The organism is Amycolatopsis sp. WAC 04182 (genome assembly GCF_003947465.1).
GTDB lineage: Bacteria > Actinomycetota > Actinomycetes > Mycobacteriales > Pseudonocardiaceae > Amycolatopsis.
The window spans coordinates 561,414-575,312 of sequence record NZ_QHJJ01000001.1; the positions used below are offsets into that span (position 1 = coordinate 561,414).

16 protein-coding genes are annotated in these 13,899 nt (G+C 68.6%); 6 read left to right on the forward strand and 10 right to left on the reverse strand.

The features are described from left to right. Window position 1: 1 nt before the first annotated feature. Genes DMH01_RS02700 through DMH01_RS02710 form a run of 3 tightly spaced genes read left to right on the forward strand, consistent with a single transcriptional unit; the run spans window position 2 to window position 2,399 of the window. Complete coding sequence (locus DMH01_RS02700) at window positions 2-658, forward strand: enoyl-CoA hydratase/isomerase family protein (RefSeq protein WP_125673530.1); 657 nt, start codon at window positions 2-4, stop codon at window positions 656-658. A gap of 5 nt (window positions 659-663) precedes the next feature. Next, complete coding sequence (locus DMH01_RS02705) at window positions 664-1,602, forward strand: sigma-70 family RNA polymerase sigma factor (protein WP_125673531.1); 939 nt, start codon at window positions 664-666, stop codon at window positions 1,600-1,602. 2 nt (window positions 1,603-1,604) lie between these two features. After that, window positions 1,605-2,399, forward strand: a complete 795-nt coding sequence (locus DMH01_RS02710) for an alpha/beta hydrolase (RefSeq protein ID WP_125673532.1) — start codon at window positions 1,605-1,607, stop codon at window positions 2,397-2,399. 5 nt (window positions 2,400-2,404) lie between these two features. On the opposite strand, the gene DMH01_RS02715 is transcribed toward DMH01_RS02710, so the two are convergent. Together DMH01_RS02715 and DMH01_RS02720 are read right to left on the reverse strand one after the other, a co-directional pair. Then, entirely contained in the window at window positions 2,405-3,391 is a 987-nt protein-coding gene (locus tag DMH01_RS02715; RefSeq protein WP_199745341.1) for an acyl-CoA desaturase, read from the reverse strand. A gap of 460 nt (window positions 3,392-3,851) precedes the next feature. Then, window positions 3,852-4,703, reverse strand: a complete 852-nt coding sequence (locus DMH01_RS02720; RefSeq protein WP_125673533.1) for a nitroreductase/quinone reductase family protein — start codon at window positions 4,701-4,703, stop codon at window positions 3,852-3,854. A 412-nt stretch (window positions 4,704-5,115) separates the two neighbouring features. On the opposite strand from DMH01_RS02720, the gene DMH01_RS02725 reads away from it, so the two are divergent. Then, entirely contained in the window at window positions 5,116-6,372 is a 1,257-nt protein-coding gene (locus DMH01_RS02725; protein ID WP_125673534.1) for an HNH endonuclease signature motif containing protein, read from the forward strand. Between the two features lie 266 nt (window positions 6,373-6,638). Here DMH01_RS02725 and DMH01_RS02730 read toward each other — a convergent pair whose 3' ends face one another. Together DMH01_RS02730 and DMH01_RS02735 are read right to left on the reverse strand one after the other, a co-directional pair. After that, entirely contained in the window at window positions 6,639-7,109 is a 471-nt protein-coding gene (locus tag DMH01_RS02730; protein WP_125673535.1) for a GNAT family N-acetyltransferase, read from the reverse strand. A 21-nt stretch (window positions 7,110-7,130) separates the two neighbouring features. Further along, complete coding sequence (locus tag DMH01_RS02735; RefSeq protein WP_125673536.1) at window positions 7,131-8,009, reverse strand: aminoglycoside phosphotransferase family protein; 879 nt, start codon at window positions 8,007-8,009, stop codon at window positions 7,131-7,133. A 28-nt stretch (window positions 8,010-8,037) separates the two neighbouring features. On the opposite strand from DMH01_RS02735, the gene DMH01_RS02740 reads away from it, so the two are divergent. Beyond that, window positions 8,038-8,583: an N-acetyltransferase gene (locus tag DMH01_RS02740; RefSeq protein ID WP_125673537.1), complete on the forward strand. Its 546-nt coding sequence runs from the start codon at window positions 8,038-8,040 to the stop codon at window positions 8,581-8,583. On the opposite strand, the gene DMH01_RS02745 is transcribed toward DMH01_RS02740, so the two are convergent. Then, window positions 8,554-8,979 (reverse strand): thioesterase family protein, encoded by a 426-nt coding sequence (locus DMH01_RS02745; protein ID WP_125673538.1) that lies wholly within the window; start codon window positions 8,977-8,979, stop codon window positions 8,554-8,556. The genes DMH01_RS02740 and DMH01_RS02745 overlap by 30 nt on opposite strands. 10 nt (window positions 8,980-8,989) lie before the next feature. Further along, entirely contained in the window at window positions 8,990-9,784 is a 795-nt protein-coding gene (locus DMH01_RS02750; protein ID WP_125673539.1) for a helix-turn-helix domain-containing protein, read from the reverse strand. A gap of 67 nt (window positions 9,785-9,851) precedes the next feature. On the opposite strand from DMH01_RS02750, the gene DMH01_RS02755 reads away from it, so the two are divergent. Then, window positions 9,852-10,571, forward strand: coding sequence for a hypothetical protein (locus DMH01_RS02755; protein ID WP_125673540.1), 720 nt, complete (start codon window positions 9,852-9,854; stop codon window positions 10,569-10,571). Window positions 10,572-10,574: 3 nt separating this feature from the next. Here DMH01_RS02755 and DMH01_RS02760 read toward each other — a convergent pair whose 3' ends face one another. The 4 genes from DMH01_RS02760 to DMH01_RS02775 are packed head-to-tail and all read right to left on the reverse strand — an operon-like array spanning window position 10,575 to window position 13,895. Continuing rightward, a complete protein-coding gene (locus DMH01_RS02760; RefSeq protein WP_125673541.1) occupies window positions 10,575-10,949 on the reverse strand; it encodes a DUF427 domain-containing protein in 375 nt (124 codons plus the stop codon). A 37-nt stretch (window positions 10,950-10,986) separates the two neighbouring features. Continuing rightward, window positions 10,987-11,751, reverse strand: coding sequence for an HAD family acid phosphatase (locus DMH01_RS02765; RefSeq protein ID WP_125673542.1), 765 nt, complete (start codon window positions 11,749-11,751; stop codon window positions 10,987-10,989). A 10-nt stretch (window positions 11,752-11,761) separates the two neighbouring features. Further along, window positions 11,762-12,931 (reverse strand): class I SAM-dependent methyltransferase, encoded by a 1,170-nt coding sequence (locus DMH01_RS02770; protein WP_125673543.1) that lies wholly within the window; start codon window positions 12,929-12,931, stop codon window positions 11,762-11,764. Window position 12,932: 1 nt separating this feature from the next. Further along, entirely contained in the window at window positions 12,933-13,895 is a 963-nt protein-coding gene (locus DMH01_RS02775) for a class I SAM-dependent methyltransferase (RefSeq protein ID WP_125673544.1), read from the reverse strand. Between the last annotated feature and the right edge of the window lie 4 nt (window positions 13,896-13,899).

Here is a 13,899-nt window from a genome sequence, read left to right on the forward strand (position 1 = left end):
CATGCCCACGCTGCGCCAAGACGCCCCGGTGTTCCTGCTGGACCTCGGAGACGACGAGAACCGCTTCTCGCCCTCCTGGCTGGAAACCGTCCATTCCCAACTGGACACCGTCGTCGCCTATCCGGATCCGGCCGTGCTGGTCACCGTCGGCTCCGGGAAGTTCTACTCGAACGGCCTCGACCTCGAGTGGCTCACCAACAACCCCACCCAGGCCGCGCAGTACGTCGCCGACGTCCACGAGCTGCTGGCCCGCGTGCTCACCCTCGGCGTGCACACCGTCGCCGCGATCAACGGGCACGCGTTCGGCGCCGGGGCCATGCTGGCGATGGCGCACGACTTCCGGGTTATGCGCGCCGACCGCGGGTACTTCTGCTTCCCCGAAGCCGATATCAACATCCCATTCACGCCGGGGATGGCGGCGCTGATCCAGGGCAAGCTCACCCCCTCCGCCGCGATCGCGTCGATGACCACGGGACGCCGGTTCGGCGGGACGGACGCGCGGGACCTGGGGCTCGTGGACGCCGTCGCCGAGAAGCCCGCGCTGCTGGAGTACGCGACCGACCTCGTCCGCCCGCTGGCGGGCAAGGATCGCGGCACGCTCTCCGCGATCAAGACGACGATGTTCACCCCGGCCGTCACCGCGCTGCGCGCCAAGTAGACGTCGTGCGCACCGACGAGGCGGCGTTCGATCGCCTGGTCGAGCCGTTGCGCCGCGAGCTGCACGCCCACTGCTATCGCCTGCTCGGCTCGGCCCACGACGCCGACGACGCCCTGCAGGACGCGCTCCTGCGGGCCTGGCGGGGGATGGACCGGTTCGAGGGCCGCAGCTCGATGCGCACCTGGCTCTACACCATCGTCACCCGCACCTGCCTGGACATCGCGGCCGCTCGCGGCAAACGGGCGTTGCCGATGGACCTGGGCCCGTCGAGCGAGCGAGTCGTGTTCGAAGACGCCCCGGCGACCGAGGTGGCGTGGCTCGGCCCGTACCCCGATGCGCCGGACGCCCGGTACGAGCGGCGCGAGGCCATCGAGCTGGCCTTCGTCGCCGCGCTGCAGCACCTGCCGGGCAACCAGCGGGCCGCGCTGGTGCTCTTCGACGTCCTCGGCTTCACCGCCGCCGAAATCGCGTCCACAATGGACACTTCGGTCGCGGCGGTGAACAGCGCGCTGCAACGCGCGCGGGCGATCGTGGCGGAGAAGGTCCCGCCGCCCGAGAAGCTCCAAGACACCAAGACACGCGGGATCGCCGCGGGCTTCGCCTCCGCGCTGGAGCGTGGCGACACAGACGCACTCGTGGCGTTGCTGACCAAGGACGTCACCTGGTCCATGCCACCGCTCATGTGCTGGTACAGCGGCATCGAGGCCGTGACCGGCTTCGCCGTCGCGGTCCCGCTGGGCCGGTGCCCGAGCTGGCGCACCGAGGTCCTCACGGCCAACGGGCAGCCCGCCGTCGCCTGTTACCTGGGCGAATCGGCCGACGCCGTCCATCGCGCCTGGTCCATCAACGTGCTTTCCCCGCGCGAAGACCGGATCCGCGAGATCACCTCGTTCCTCGACGCGGACCTCTTCGCGCGGTTCGGCCTTCCCCCGGAGAAGGCCTGAGCATGCGCAAGAAGGTGTTGATCGCGCTGGCGGTGGCCGTCACCATCGTCGGCGTGGTCTTCGGTGGCGCGTTCGCCTTCCAGCGCAAGCTGATCTACCTCCCCGAGGCGGGTCCGCTCACGGGTGCCGCCGACGTCCTGCCCGGCGGCAGGGACGTCACGCTCACCACGTCGGACGGGCTGAGCCTGGCGAGCTGGTACTTCCCGGTCGCCGGCGCGAAGGCGGCCGTGCTGGTCGCGCCGGGCAACGCCGGGAACCGGTCGTACCGCGTGCCGATGGCCCGCGCGCTGACCGCGCGCGGGCTCTCGGTGCTGCTCTTGGAGTATCGCGGGTACGGAGGCAATCCCGGCGAGCCGTCCGAGGACGGTCTCGCGTTGGACGTCCGTGCCGCACAGGACTTCCTGGTCCGCGAGGCCGGAACTCCGCTGATCTACTTCGGCGAGAGCCTGGGCTCCGCGGTCGTCACCGAACTGGCCGTCGAACGCCCGCCGTCCGCCCTCGTGTTGCGTTCACCGTTCGTCGACCTCGCGTCGGTCGGGCAACGGCACTACCCGTTCCTGCCGGTCCGCTGGCTCCTGCGGGACGAGTTCCCGACGAGGGACGACGTCGCGCGCGTGCAGGCACCGGTGACCGTCGTGTACGGCGCCGCGGACTCGATCGTCCCGGCCGAGCAGAGCCGCGCCGTGGCGCTGGCGGCCGGTGCCGAGACGATCGAGGTTCCCGGCGCCGATCACAACGATCCGGCGTTGTCCGACGGACCGGAGCTGATCGGCGCCATCGCGGGCGCGGTTCCTTGACGGGCTCAGAACCGGCTCGCGCTCCGGCCCAGTGACAGGGAGTGGCCGGGGTTGAGCTTGCGGCCGAGACGATCGGCCTTGGGCCAGCGGACGTCCGTCGCCCAGCCCGCCTTCTCGAACAGCCAGATCAGCCGCGCCGAGATGTCGAGCTGGCCACGGCGGACGCCGTGGCGGGCGCCAGTGGGGTCGGCGTGGTGGGAGTTGTGCCAGGACTCGCCCATCGAGGCGATCGCGAGCGGCCAGAAGTTCGCGGATTTGTCGCGGGCGGCGAACGGGCGGTCACCGATCATGTGACAGAGCGAGTTCACCGACCAGGTGACGTGGTGCAGCAGCGCCACGCGGACCAGGCTGGCCCAGAAGAACGCGGTGACCGCGCCCCACCACGACATCGTGATCACGCCGCCGAGGACGGCGGGCGCGAGCAGCGTGACGACGGTGAGCAGCGGGAACAGGCGATCGATCCGGGCGATGTCACGGTCGGCGAGCAGATCGGGGGCGAACCGCTGCGCGTTGGTCTTCTCACGGTCGAACAGCCAGCCCATGTGGGCGTGCCAGAAGCCGCGGGCCAGCGCGGCCGGGCTGGTGCCGAACCGCCACGGGGAGTGGGGGTCGCCCTCGCGGTCGGCGAAGGCGTGATGGCGCCGGTGGTCGGCGACCCAGCCGATGACCGGACCCTGCATGGCCATGCTGCCGGCGACCGCGAGGGCGATCCTCAGGCCGCGGTTGGCCTTGAAGGCGCCGTGGGTGAAGTAGCGGTGGAAACCGATCGTCACGCCGAGGCCGGTGAGGAAGTAGAACCCGGCGGCCAGGCCGAGGTCCACCCAGCCGAGGCCCCAGCCCCACGCGAAGGGGACGGAGGCGGCGAGCGCCAGCAGGGGCACTACCGCGAACAGCTTGACGAGAAAGTTTTCGGTGTTGCTCTGCTCCCCGGACAACAGGGGCTGTGGCGCCTGCCGCTCTGCGCTGTCCGGGTTGTTTAGAACTGAAGTCATATCGTCGCTTCTTGTCGATGGCCAGGACTGGTACCGGCTGTGTCAGCCGAGGTCACGGCGCGACGCACCAGAAGGCGACGCCCGCGACGAATTCTGCGCGAGCGTGCTTGGACAACACGACACCCAAAACGTTGGTCTGCTCCGCTCAACGAACGGCGTCGGCCGAAGGTTCCGGTGCGGGATAAGAGGGTTCGCGAAAAAGATCCATGTATCGCTCACCTTGAGGCGTCGCGGGATCGTGCCGCTCGACCTGGGTGTCGAGCGGGTGGCTGAACAGCGCACTGTCGGTGCTGTGAGTTTTGACTGTGAAACCTTTCGAAGGGACCACTGGTACGTGGTCTTCGGCGAGGCCGGGGGCGAATTCCACCCGCCTCGTGCCGGATCGGCGTCGCGCTGTGAAGGCGCCGCCATCTCCTACGATACACGCCCTGGGGCCGGAACCCCAGGGCGTCCGCATCGATCAGCCGGGTGACGTCACGTTGAGCGCCGCCACGACCGTTCGCTCTTCGTGGGCGAAATGCGCTTCGAGCGTCCCCGCGAGCGCGTCGAACTCGTCGCGCAAGCGAACGGGGTCACTCTCGCCGTGGACGTACCCCTCGACGAGCTCCCGGATCCGCTTCTGCAGGTCCGCGACGACGACGTGGTCCTCCCCCAGCTCGGTCAACACCGGCGCGAGCGCCGGGAACCGTTGCGCCAGCATGGGAAACGCTCCCATGTCCTCGCCGGTATGATGTTTGGTCAACGCCTCGCAGAACGAAACACAGTGCGCGCGCAGGGACTTCTCCATGATGAGCGTGTCCGCGCGCCCGGCCACGAGGTCGTCCACCCCGGCGCGCAGCGTCTTGAGCTCCTCCCTCAGCCAATCGTGGACCTCCACCAGGAAGTCCCCCAATCCCCGCACCCGGTCGTCGATCCGGTACAGGATCACGACCGGCAGCTCGCGTGTGGTTTTCGCCTGGTACTCGGCGAAACCCGGCTCCGCGGCGACGATCTTCGCGAACAGCGCGTCACGTTCCGCCGCGGGCGGAACGGCCGCGATGGCCTCGTAGGTCTCGGTCCCCGTCTCGACAGTGACCCGATGGTCACGCCGGATGTTGTGGTACCAGCCCGGATGCGCCGGCGCCCCCATGTTCGAAGCGACCACGACGGTCTTGCCGTCGATTTCGAGATACCCCAACGGATTCGTCCGCCGCTCACTACTCCTGGCACCGATGGTGGTGAGCAGGATCAGCCGCCACCCCTCGAACATGCCGCCGAGCTTTCCCTTGCTCCGCCTGAATTCCTCGATCACCTGGTCGTTGAAGCCGGTCAATGCGATCCTTTCCCGTCGATGTGTCGACAGGAGGGCGCGGAACCGCCACCGGAAGAGCGCACACAAGCCTGGACGCACCCGATTTTCGGGCGCATCGCATGGAGGCGTCATCCCACGACGTGGGGATGACCGAATACGAGAGACGGTGTGTGCCGATCTCTGGTGGCTGAGTAGCCGCTACCTCCATGCGTAGGCCCATACGGGGCTCGAAGACGACGTTAGCACGGGACCGGGCCGATGCGCACCTACCTTGCCTCTTTCGCTTAACCGAAAGGCACTTCGCAGCCTTATCCCCCTTCGCGCCTTAAGGCGCTTCGCTGCTTTAAGACTCCTTCGTTTCTCATTTGAGCAATTTCCCCCATTGGGCCGTTTGGACTAGCGCAGGTGTTCGATTAGAGGTAGCTTTGAGGTTGTGGCCAGCGACGATGCACCTCCAGAGACGTCCACCCAGTGGTGGCGCGTCGACACCGCGACGCTGCACGCCCGTAAACAAGAACTGGAAGTTGTGAAGCGCCAGGCGGATGCGGAACAGAACGTGATCCTGGCGGAAATCAATTCCCGCGGGATTCGTGGCTGCAGCGGTCATTCGACGTTGACCGGGCTGATTCTCGAGGACTTCCTGGTGACGGACAAGGAAGCCAGTGATCGTGCCGACCGGGTGCTGGCACTGCACCCCGGCCCGGCTATCGGTGGAGACCCCGAGCCGCCTCTTGCACCTCTCACGGCCGAGGCTGCGGCGGAGGGCGCGATCGGGGGTTCGCAGATCGACGCCATCATCAAGACTCTCGCGCGCATCCCCTCCACCGTTCCCGAGGAAGACGTGCGGGCCGGGGAGAAGATCCTGGTCGAACTGGCTCGTCGCGCGGGGCCGCGGCAGATCGCCCGCGCCGGACGCCGCCTGCTGGACGAACTCGACCCCGATGGCAGAGAACCCCGCAACGAAGACCCCAAAGACACCCGCCCGGAACTGCGGTTCGTCAAGCACCGCGACGGCTCGCTCGGCCTCAAAGCCAGACTCGACCTGGAAACCTACGCCCGCCTGAAGTCCGACCTCGACCCGATGGCCAAACCGCACAAGGCCATCGACGGCGTCCGAGACTCCCGTACCCAGGACGAACGCTACGGGGATGCCTTCACCGACTACGTGCGGTTGAAGACCACTAGCCGGAATCTTCCCGGTCAGGCGGGCGAGGCGACGCACATCCTGGTCACCATGTCCTACGACGACCTGATCAGCGATCTCGGCGAGGCGCACTTGGATTTGGTGGGGCCGATCAGCGCCACCGACGCCCGCATCCTGGCCTGCGACGCCCGCGTCCGACCCGGAGTCCTCGGCACCGCAGGCGAACCCCTCGACATCGGGCGGTCGAAGCGGACCGTATCGCTGGCCCAGAAGTACGCACTCACCCTGCGAGATGGCGGCTGCGCGTTCCCGGGCTGCGACATGCCGGTCCCGCGCTGCACCGCCCATCACATTGTTTTCTGGCGACACCACGGCGAAACGAAGATCGACAACCTCGTGCTGTTATGTACCCGGCATCACCGGCTGATCCACCACAGCGAATGGAAAGTCCGGATCGCCCAAGACGGACTCCCGGAGTTCACCCCGCCTGCCTACCTCGACTCCACCGGGACACCAAGGCGGAACACCATGCACCTCAGGACATAGGCCGGCTCAACTGTCCACAAGAGACACAATGCCGAGCCAAAGTAACCGATTGGGCACTTCGCATGCCCTCCTTCTCTTCAGGCATAAGCGTGCGCAGAGCATCAATCCGGCCCTAGACCAAGAGATGCGGTTGGCCCCGTTTGTCCGCCGCCCAAGCCGAACGCCCCCACCACCAAAAGCCGGTGTGAAGGGGACTTTCCCCGCATCCGATGCGACGAAAGTCCCCTTCACCTCACCTACCCGAACGAGCCACGGAGGAGGAACCCCTAGTCCAACGCCAACTCCCCGACCACCTGGTCCCCGCTCATCTCCCCGGTCAACCGGAACCCGAGCTTCAGGTAGAAGCGCTCGGGGCCATCGTCGCCGGGGTGCCAGGAAGCGGTGAGGCGGTCACCGCCCCGGCGGCGGATCTCGGCGGCCACGGCGTCGACCGCGAAACGGCCGTAGCCCCGGCCCTGCTCGCCTGCGGCGATGTTGAGCCGCCAGAGGCCCGAGCGGATGTCCGTACCCGTGCCGTCGCCGGCGAAGTCGATGTCCAGGAAGGCCATGAGGAACCCGACCAGCCGGTCACCGTCGAAGATGAGGCGGGGCCAAGCGATACCAGGGTGCACGTAGGCCTCGGCGAGGGATTTCACCACCGGCGCGACCAAATGGCTTTGCTCCGGTTGGACCTTCAGTTCGATAGCGGCGTCGAAGTTGGCGGAGGTGACCTCGGCCAGCCGGAGCGTGCTCGTCATACTCGCACCGTAAACCGGTGATCAACTCATTTCGTCCAGCACCGCCTGGATCACGTGCCGTGCGTTTCCCGCCATCGACTCGTTGGTCTTCCGGTAGTACGGCAGCGCGATCAGTGCCTGCGAGAGTGTCCGCGCGCGGCCGCGGTTCCAGGTCGCGTCATCGACGCTCAGTGCCTCTCGGAAGACTTCCCTCCCGGAAGAGGGTAGGAGGTTCCACGCCGGGAACAGGTCGCAGGCCGGATCGCCCGCGCCCATGCAGCCGAAATCGATCACCGCGGAGAGCCGGTCACCGTCCAGCAGGAGGTTGCCCGGCATCAGGTCCGCGTGCAGCCACACCGGTGCCGCCGACGGCTCGGGCATCCCCAGCGCGTTCTCCCAGACAGCGAGGACGGCGTCGCAGTCGACGTTCTCCTCAGGGATCGCGCGCAGTTGTTCGATCGCCGACCGCGTCTCCGCGTCCAGCGTCTTGAGCGGCCCGCCGCGGTGTGCTTTCGGTGCCTGTTTCGTGGGAATACGCCGCATCGCGAGCACGAACCCGGCCAGGTCTTCGGCCAGCGGTACGGGGCGGCCGAGTGCGTCCGGCCGCGGGTTGTCGCCCGGCAGCCAGCGATAGACCGACCATGGCCACGGATAACCGTCGGCGGGTAGCCCGGCGCCGAGCACCTCGGGGATCGGCGTGGGCAGCCGTGACACGATCCGCGGCAACCACTCCTGCTCCAGCGTCACGTCCTTCGCGCCGCCCTTGGTCAGCGGCAGTCGTACGACCAGGTCGTCGCCCAACCGGAACATGGCGTTGACCGTGCCGCCGGACGGCCACCGTTCGACCGTCCGCCCGGCCCACCGAGGGAACTGTGCCGCGAGCAGCTTCCGTACCAGGTTCTCGTCGACCACGCCGGACATCCAACCACCGCGCGGGCATCATCGAGCCATGCCGATCCTCACCGGCCCCGAGCCGCTCACCCCGGAGCTCACCGTTCGTCCGGCCCGGCCGGGCGAGGAAGACACCGTCCTCGACCTCCTCGCCGAGGCCGCCGCCTGGCTCGCCGGGCGCGGAATCCACCAGTGGCCGCAACGCTTTCCCCGCGAGTCGGTACACCACCAGATCCGGGCGGGCGAGGCGTTGCTGGTCGTCGGGCACGGCAAGGCCATCGCGACCTGCGTGGTGACCGAGGCGGATCCCGAACTCTGGGGCGAAACCACGGAACCGGCCTACTATCTGGGCCGCCTCGCGGTGGCGCGGGAAGCGGCCGGAGCCGGGCTCGGGACCAGGATCATCGACTGGGTCGGCGCGAAGGCCGCTGTTCACGACAAGGCCTTCGTCCGGGTGGCGACCACGAGGGACAACCCGGCCTTGCGCGGGTACTACGAGCACAGGGGTTTCGAGCACGTGGCTGACCCGCCCGAGGTGAAATGGCCCACCAGCCTCTACGAAAAGTCGACCAGGTCACGGCAAGCCGAGGATTTCCGGCCGTGAGGCGTGTTTCCGCCAGTACCGTCCCGGATCCGGGACGAGGCGGCGGCTTTCGAGATCCAGCAGCCCGGAAAGGCTCTCCACCTCGGCCACGACGGCGCCGTCCGGTGCCACGAATTCCTGGACGACCCGGGACACTTTGCCCGGCTCCCAGGTGAACCTGGTCAGGACGTCGATCCGCGCGCGGGCACGCAGTTCCCGGCGGAACCGGATCGTCGTTTCGAGGTTGATCGGGCCGAGGTTCCCGGCCTTGAGGTCCAACGGGTCCACCCCGGCCGCCCACACGCACTCCCAGCGCGCGTGATCGGCGTACGCCAGGTAGGCGGGGCCGCGTACGTGACCGTTGATGTCGAGATCGTCGGTGCGGATGTCGATGGTGACACGGAAGGGTTCGGGCACCTCCCGATCTTCACCTGGGCGGACCGCCTCGGTCTGGAACGTTTCGGCCAGTCCAGGACCGCACGAGCGCGCCGGGCGAAGTGCCCGACAGCCGGCGGCACTCCCGTCCGAGATGCGACTGATCGGCGTAGCCCACGTCGGCGGCGATGTCGGCGAGCGACGCCTGATCCCGTGCCACGGCCTCGACGCGCTCGAGGAACCGGTGGAACCGCAGCACCCGCTGCAACTCCTTGGGGCCGACGCCGACGTCGTGCCGCATATGCCGCCGAAGGCCGCGCTCACTGACCCCCAGTTCCGCGGCCACCCGGTCGGTACGAGCACCGGGCGCACGCAGGGCGCGAGCGGCCGCGAGAGACAGCCCGTCCACCTCGACGTCCCGGAGCCTTTCGGCGACCAGCGTTTCCAGCACTTTTCGCGCCTCGCCGGGCGCTCCGCATTCAGCCAGCCTGGCTTCCGCACGGCGAGCCCCCGCGGCCCACAGGTCGCGCAAGGGTGTGGCACCCGCTCGCAGCTCCGTCATCGGCAGACCCAGCACCGCGCCGCCGGCACCGCACCGCAGGCGCAACCCGACGGTCCACTCCGCCGACGGCAACTCGTGCCGCAGCACCCCGCGCACCGTGGTGACCGCGGCGAGCACCGCCCCGTCCCAGACGAGGTCCACACAGCCGTCCGGGAACACCCGCAGCGGACGGCGGCAGCCCACCACGCCCGTCCAGGCGCTCTCGACCACGCCGGCCACGGCCGCGACCGGCGTGCTTTCGCGGTACACCGAACGGCCCGAACGACGACGCAGCGGAACACCCACGTCCGGCAGTATGCCCCCGCCCACCGACAAGATGCGCTTCACCTGATCTTGCTGAAGACTTGCCGCCGTGCTGCGACCGGTGCTCGACCCATCCCCCGCCGAGTGGATCTCCCCCAGGCTCGGCGGGGCGTTCGGCGCGGCAGGCCGCACGGTTCCGCGTGGCTACGCCGCCTATGCGCGCCTCTGCCACCCTGCGGAGCGCGACCGCGGCGGCTGGGCGAGTTGGGGCGAAGCCGCCGCCGAAACGGGACGGCGTGCCCATGGCGCCATGCAATGGCACGCGCTGGTCGGCTCCCCGGATCCGGTGAATCTCACCGGCTCGCTCTGGCGCGGCTCCCCGCCGGGACGCGGCACGCTGCCGTCGCACAGTCTCACGGCGCTGCTGGCCGTTCTCGGCGATCACACGTCCGCTTCGGACGCCTGGTTCGGCCTTTGGGACGGCTACGGCTGGGCCGACGAGGCGACGTTGTCCCGCGAACACCTCGACGCGCCGCGCCTGCGCCACCCCGGCCGGGATTACCTGCTCTTCCGCGGACCGCTGACGTCCGCGACGGAACTCGGCTGGCGGCCCCGGCCGAACTGGTTCGAGGCGCAGTCGCCCAACCTGTTCTGGCCGGACGACCGCGCGTGGTGCGTCGCCACCGAAGTCGACTTCGATTCGACCCTCGTCGCGGGCGAGGAGGCCCTTGTCGACGCCCTGGTCAAGGCGCCGGGGCTGGAGGTGTGGCGGATCGAATCCGACACGTCCCTCGCGGCCGACGGGGACCGGATCAACCAGCTGCCGTGAAGGTCAGCGCTCTTCGATCGCGTCGACCTTCGTGGGGTAGAACGCCACGTGGTCCTTGATCTCGGCGACCGCGTCGTGCGGTGCCTCGTAGGTCCAGACGGCGTTCTCGGCGACGCCGTCACCGATGCGGATGCTGTAGTACGACGCGTCGCCCTTGAACGGGCAGTACGTCGAGTGGTCCGTCCGCTCCAGAAGGCCGAAGTCGACGTCGGCACGCGGGATGTAGTGCGCGGGCGGGTAGTTCGCCTCCCGCAGGGTGAGCGTGTTCGCGCTGTCCGCCACGACCTTCCCGCCGACCGTGACGACCACGCGCGCCTTGTTCGGCTCCACCGTGATCGGGTGGGCCGCGCTGGGCTTCAACACCTTCTTGTCAGACATACCGGGCACAGCGACGCCGCCCGCGCGGATATTCCCCTCAGGGCAGGTAGTACATCGGGTTCGGCAGTTTGACCGGGAACTCGGCGTAACCGCCTTCGAGGTCGCTGAACTGGTCGCCGAAGTTGGCGAGGATGGTCGCGCCGGTCGAGGCGATATGCTTCCGGGTGCCCGATTTGTACTGAACGGTGGTGCAGGTCAGCCCGCACGGCAGGTAGTCCGGCGCGGTGGTCTTCGGTTTGAAGAACGCCCCCGCCGGCGCCGGGTAGCCCTCGTTCGCGAGGTTCTTGAGCGACTGCGGGCCCTGGAATTCGTTGCGCCCGGTGAGGAAGTAGATCTTCACGCCGCGCTGCGCCGCCCAGTTCGCCAGTTCCAGCACCGGCTTGTTCGCGACGAACGTGCCCTTGTCGATCGCTTCCTGCTGTTTCACCGGGTCGAAGCCGAAGTCGTTGTCCGCTTCCCAGCCGTAGGTGACCTCGGCGGTGTCGTCGACGTCGAACACGACGGCGGGGTTCTCGACGCCGCGGTCCAGCCGCCGCGTGAGGTAGCGCCTGGCGTCCTCGACCTGGCGCCGGGTGTCGGCGACGAACCGGCTGCCGTCGGAGTACCGGTGCTTGCCGTCGCCGTCGACGACATCGCCGTAGTAGGCCTTCACGTCGAGCTTGATCTGGCCGATGTTCGCGGGCTCGTGGCCGTGCCGCCCGGTGGTGTCGCCGGTGTTCGCGACGGCGGTGGCACCGCCCGCGAGAACGGCCCCGGCGGCCGCGGCGGCGGCCAGTTTCAGCAGACCGGTGAACCGGCTCATCGAATTCTCCTCACGTCAGCTGTGCGCGGCAAAGGAACGCTACTCCAGAACGACCGATTCTGGTCAGTACCAAAGTAGCTTCTTCGCCACCGCGCGGTTTCAGCTTGCGCCGCAAGGCATCCGGGTCTATGTCGAGACCTCGGACGAGGATCTCCAATCGACCGATATCGTGTTTTTTCAGCAGTACACGAAGATTCTTCTCGCTGTACGGTCCGTGTTCGAACACCCGGAACGCCCGGATTCCCGGCGGCGGGGTGTCCCCGGTCAGGTACGCGATGCGCTCGTCGAGCTGCCACAAACCGTGCCGCGCCGCGTAATGCCGCACGAGCCCGGCCCGGACGACGGCGCCGTCGGGGTCGACGATCCATTCTCCCGGCTCACGCGCGGGGATCTCGTCGGGATCGGCGTCGGTGACCGTCCACTGTGTACCGTCCGAACGCAGCACCGTCGCGCGGCGTGACACCGTCGAGCCCACGCCGCGCCACAGGCAGGCCTCGCGGACCTGACCGTCCAAAGAGACCAGTTCGACCTCGTCCGCCCAGGGCGCGATGGAGAAGTCGAGACCCGGCGCGCATTTGACCGAAAGCTCGCGTCCCGGATGGGCATCGACCAGTCCGTCCAGCGGCGGCAGGAAATCGGCGGGTTTCCACGCCCGGCGTCCGGCGGAGTCACGGCGAGCGGGGTCGGCGACGACGACCGAAGCACGGCTGACCGGCCGCAAGGCGTCGGCCCTGAGCAACGCCGGCGAAACCCCGGCCTCGGCGGCGTTGTGGCGCGCCATCGCCAGCCGGACCTCATCCAGATCCGAGCCCAGCGCCTTCGAGGCGACGCGGGCGATCTCGACCAGATCCGCGCCGACGGAACACGTCACGTCGTGGACGTCGCGACCGGCGAGCCGCGAAGCCCGATGCCGGGCGACCAGCGTGGCGCTGGCCTGCTGAAGGGCGTCGCCGGTGAACAGCCACGAGCCCGCGGAGTCCAGTTTGGCCGACGACTTCCGCCGCAGCACCACCGTTTCCAGTACCGCGGCGGCGTGGTCCGGGGCGATCCGGCGCACGGCGGCGACGTCGGCGATGCGCGTCTTGTCGGTCAGCGGCAGGGACGAGCATTCGGCGAGCGCCGCGCTTCCCGCGCCGGAGCGCAGGAAGGCGACGTCGTCGAGGGTGAACTGGTACGGCAACCTACGATCGCTTGGTACCGGTGATCATCACGTTGTAGAACAGTTCGCGCGGCAGCACCTTGGCGAGCAGCTTCTTGTCCAAAGCGGACAGCCGCAGCCACAGCCGGTACGCGAACAGACGCCACCGCAGGGTCAGCTTCTCCTGCGGCACGGCGGCTTCGAAGGTCCGGATCGGCCAGCCCGCCAGAGCGGCGGCGAACTCCTCGGTGACCGCGCGGACGTCCTGCGCGCCCGCGCCGCGGGCCATCGACTCGAGCTCGGACGGGTCGAAGGTGTGGATGTCGACCACGGCCTCCAGCGCGGCCGCGCGGGAGGACTCGTCGAGTTCCTCCTGCGGACGGCGCCAGCCGTTCAGCACCGGGAGCTTGGTCAGGTTGGTGGTGAGGTACCACGTGATCTGGCCGAGCTTGCGCGCGTAGAAGTCGCCGACCTTGGTGGGCTCGCCCGCGAAGACGAACCGCCCGCCCGGCTTCAGCACACGCAGCACCTCGGCGAACGCCGCGCGGACGTCCGGGATGTGGTGCAGCACGGCGTGCCCGACGACGAGGTCGAAACTGTTGTCCTCGTACGGGATCCGCTCCGCGTCGGCGACCCGGCCGTCGACGTCGAGGCCGAGGTTCTCGGCGTTGCGCAGCGCGACCTGCACCATGCCGGGCGAAAGGTCGGTGACCGAACCCTTCTTGATCACGCCGCCCTGCATGAGGTTCAGCAGGAAGAAACCGGTGCCGCTGCCCAGTTCCATCGCGGTCGGGTACGGCTGGCCGTCTTCACCGGCGACGGCGTTGAACACGTCCGTCGCGTAGGAGATGCAGCGCTCGTCGTAGGAAATGGACCACTTCTCGTCGTAGGTCCCGGCTTCCCAGTCGTGGTAGAGCACGTTGGCGAGCTTGGGGTCGTCGAAGGCGGCCTTGACCTCTTCGGCGGTGGCGTGCGGATTCGGCGCCGGATCGTTCACCTGCGTCATCGCG

Excerpts from the sequence above, each read along its gene's own strand:
- DMH01_RS02700 (WP_125673530.1), top strand. The coding sequence starts at position 2 with ATGCCCACGCTGCGCCAAGACGCCCCGGTGTTCCTGCTGGACCTCGGA.
- DMH01_RS02710 (WP_125673532.1), top strand. The coding sequence starts at position 1,605 with ATGCGCAAGAAGGTGTTGATCGCGCTGGCGGTGGCCGTCACCATCGTC.
- DMH01_RS02715 (WP_199745341.1), bottom strand. The coding sequence starts at position 3,391 with ATGACTTCAGTTCTAAACAACCCGGACAGCGCAGAGCGGCAGGCGCCA.
- DMH01_RS02730 (WP_125673535.1), bottom strand. The coding sequence starts at position 7,109 with ATGACGAGCACGCTCCGGCTGGCCGAGGTCACCTCCGCCAACTTCGAC.
- DMH01_RS02735 (WP_125673536.1), bottom strand. The coding sequence starts at position 8,009 with ATGTCCGGCGTGGTCGACGAGAACCTGGTACGGAAGCTGCTCGCGGCA.
- DMH01_RS02740 (WP_125673537.1), top strand. The coding sequence starts at position 8,038 with ATGCCGATCCTCACCGGCCCCGAGCCGCTCACCCCGGAGCTCACCGTT.
- DMH01_RS02760 (WP_125673541.1), bottom strand. The coding sequence starts at position 10,949 with ATGTCTGACAAGAAGGTGTTGAAGCCCAGCGCGGCCCACCCGATCACG.
- DMH01_RS02765 (WP_125673542.1), bottom strand. The coding sequence starts at position 11,751 with ATGAGCCGGTTCACCGGTCTGCTGAAACTGGCCGCCGCCGCGGCCGCC.
- DMH01_RS02775 (WP_125673544.1), bottom strand. The coding sequence starts at position 13,895 with ATGACGCAGGTGAACGATCCGGCGCCGAATCCGCACGCCACCGCCGAA.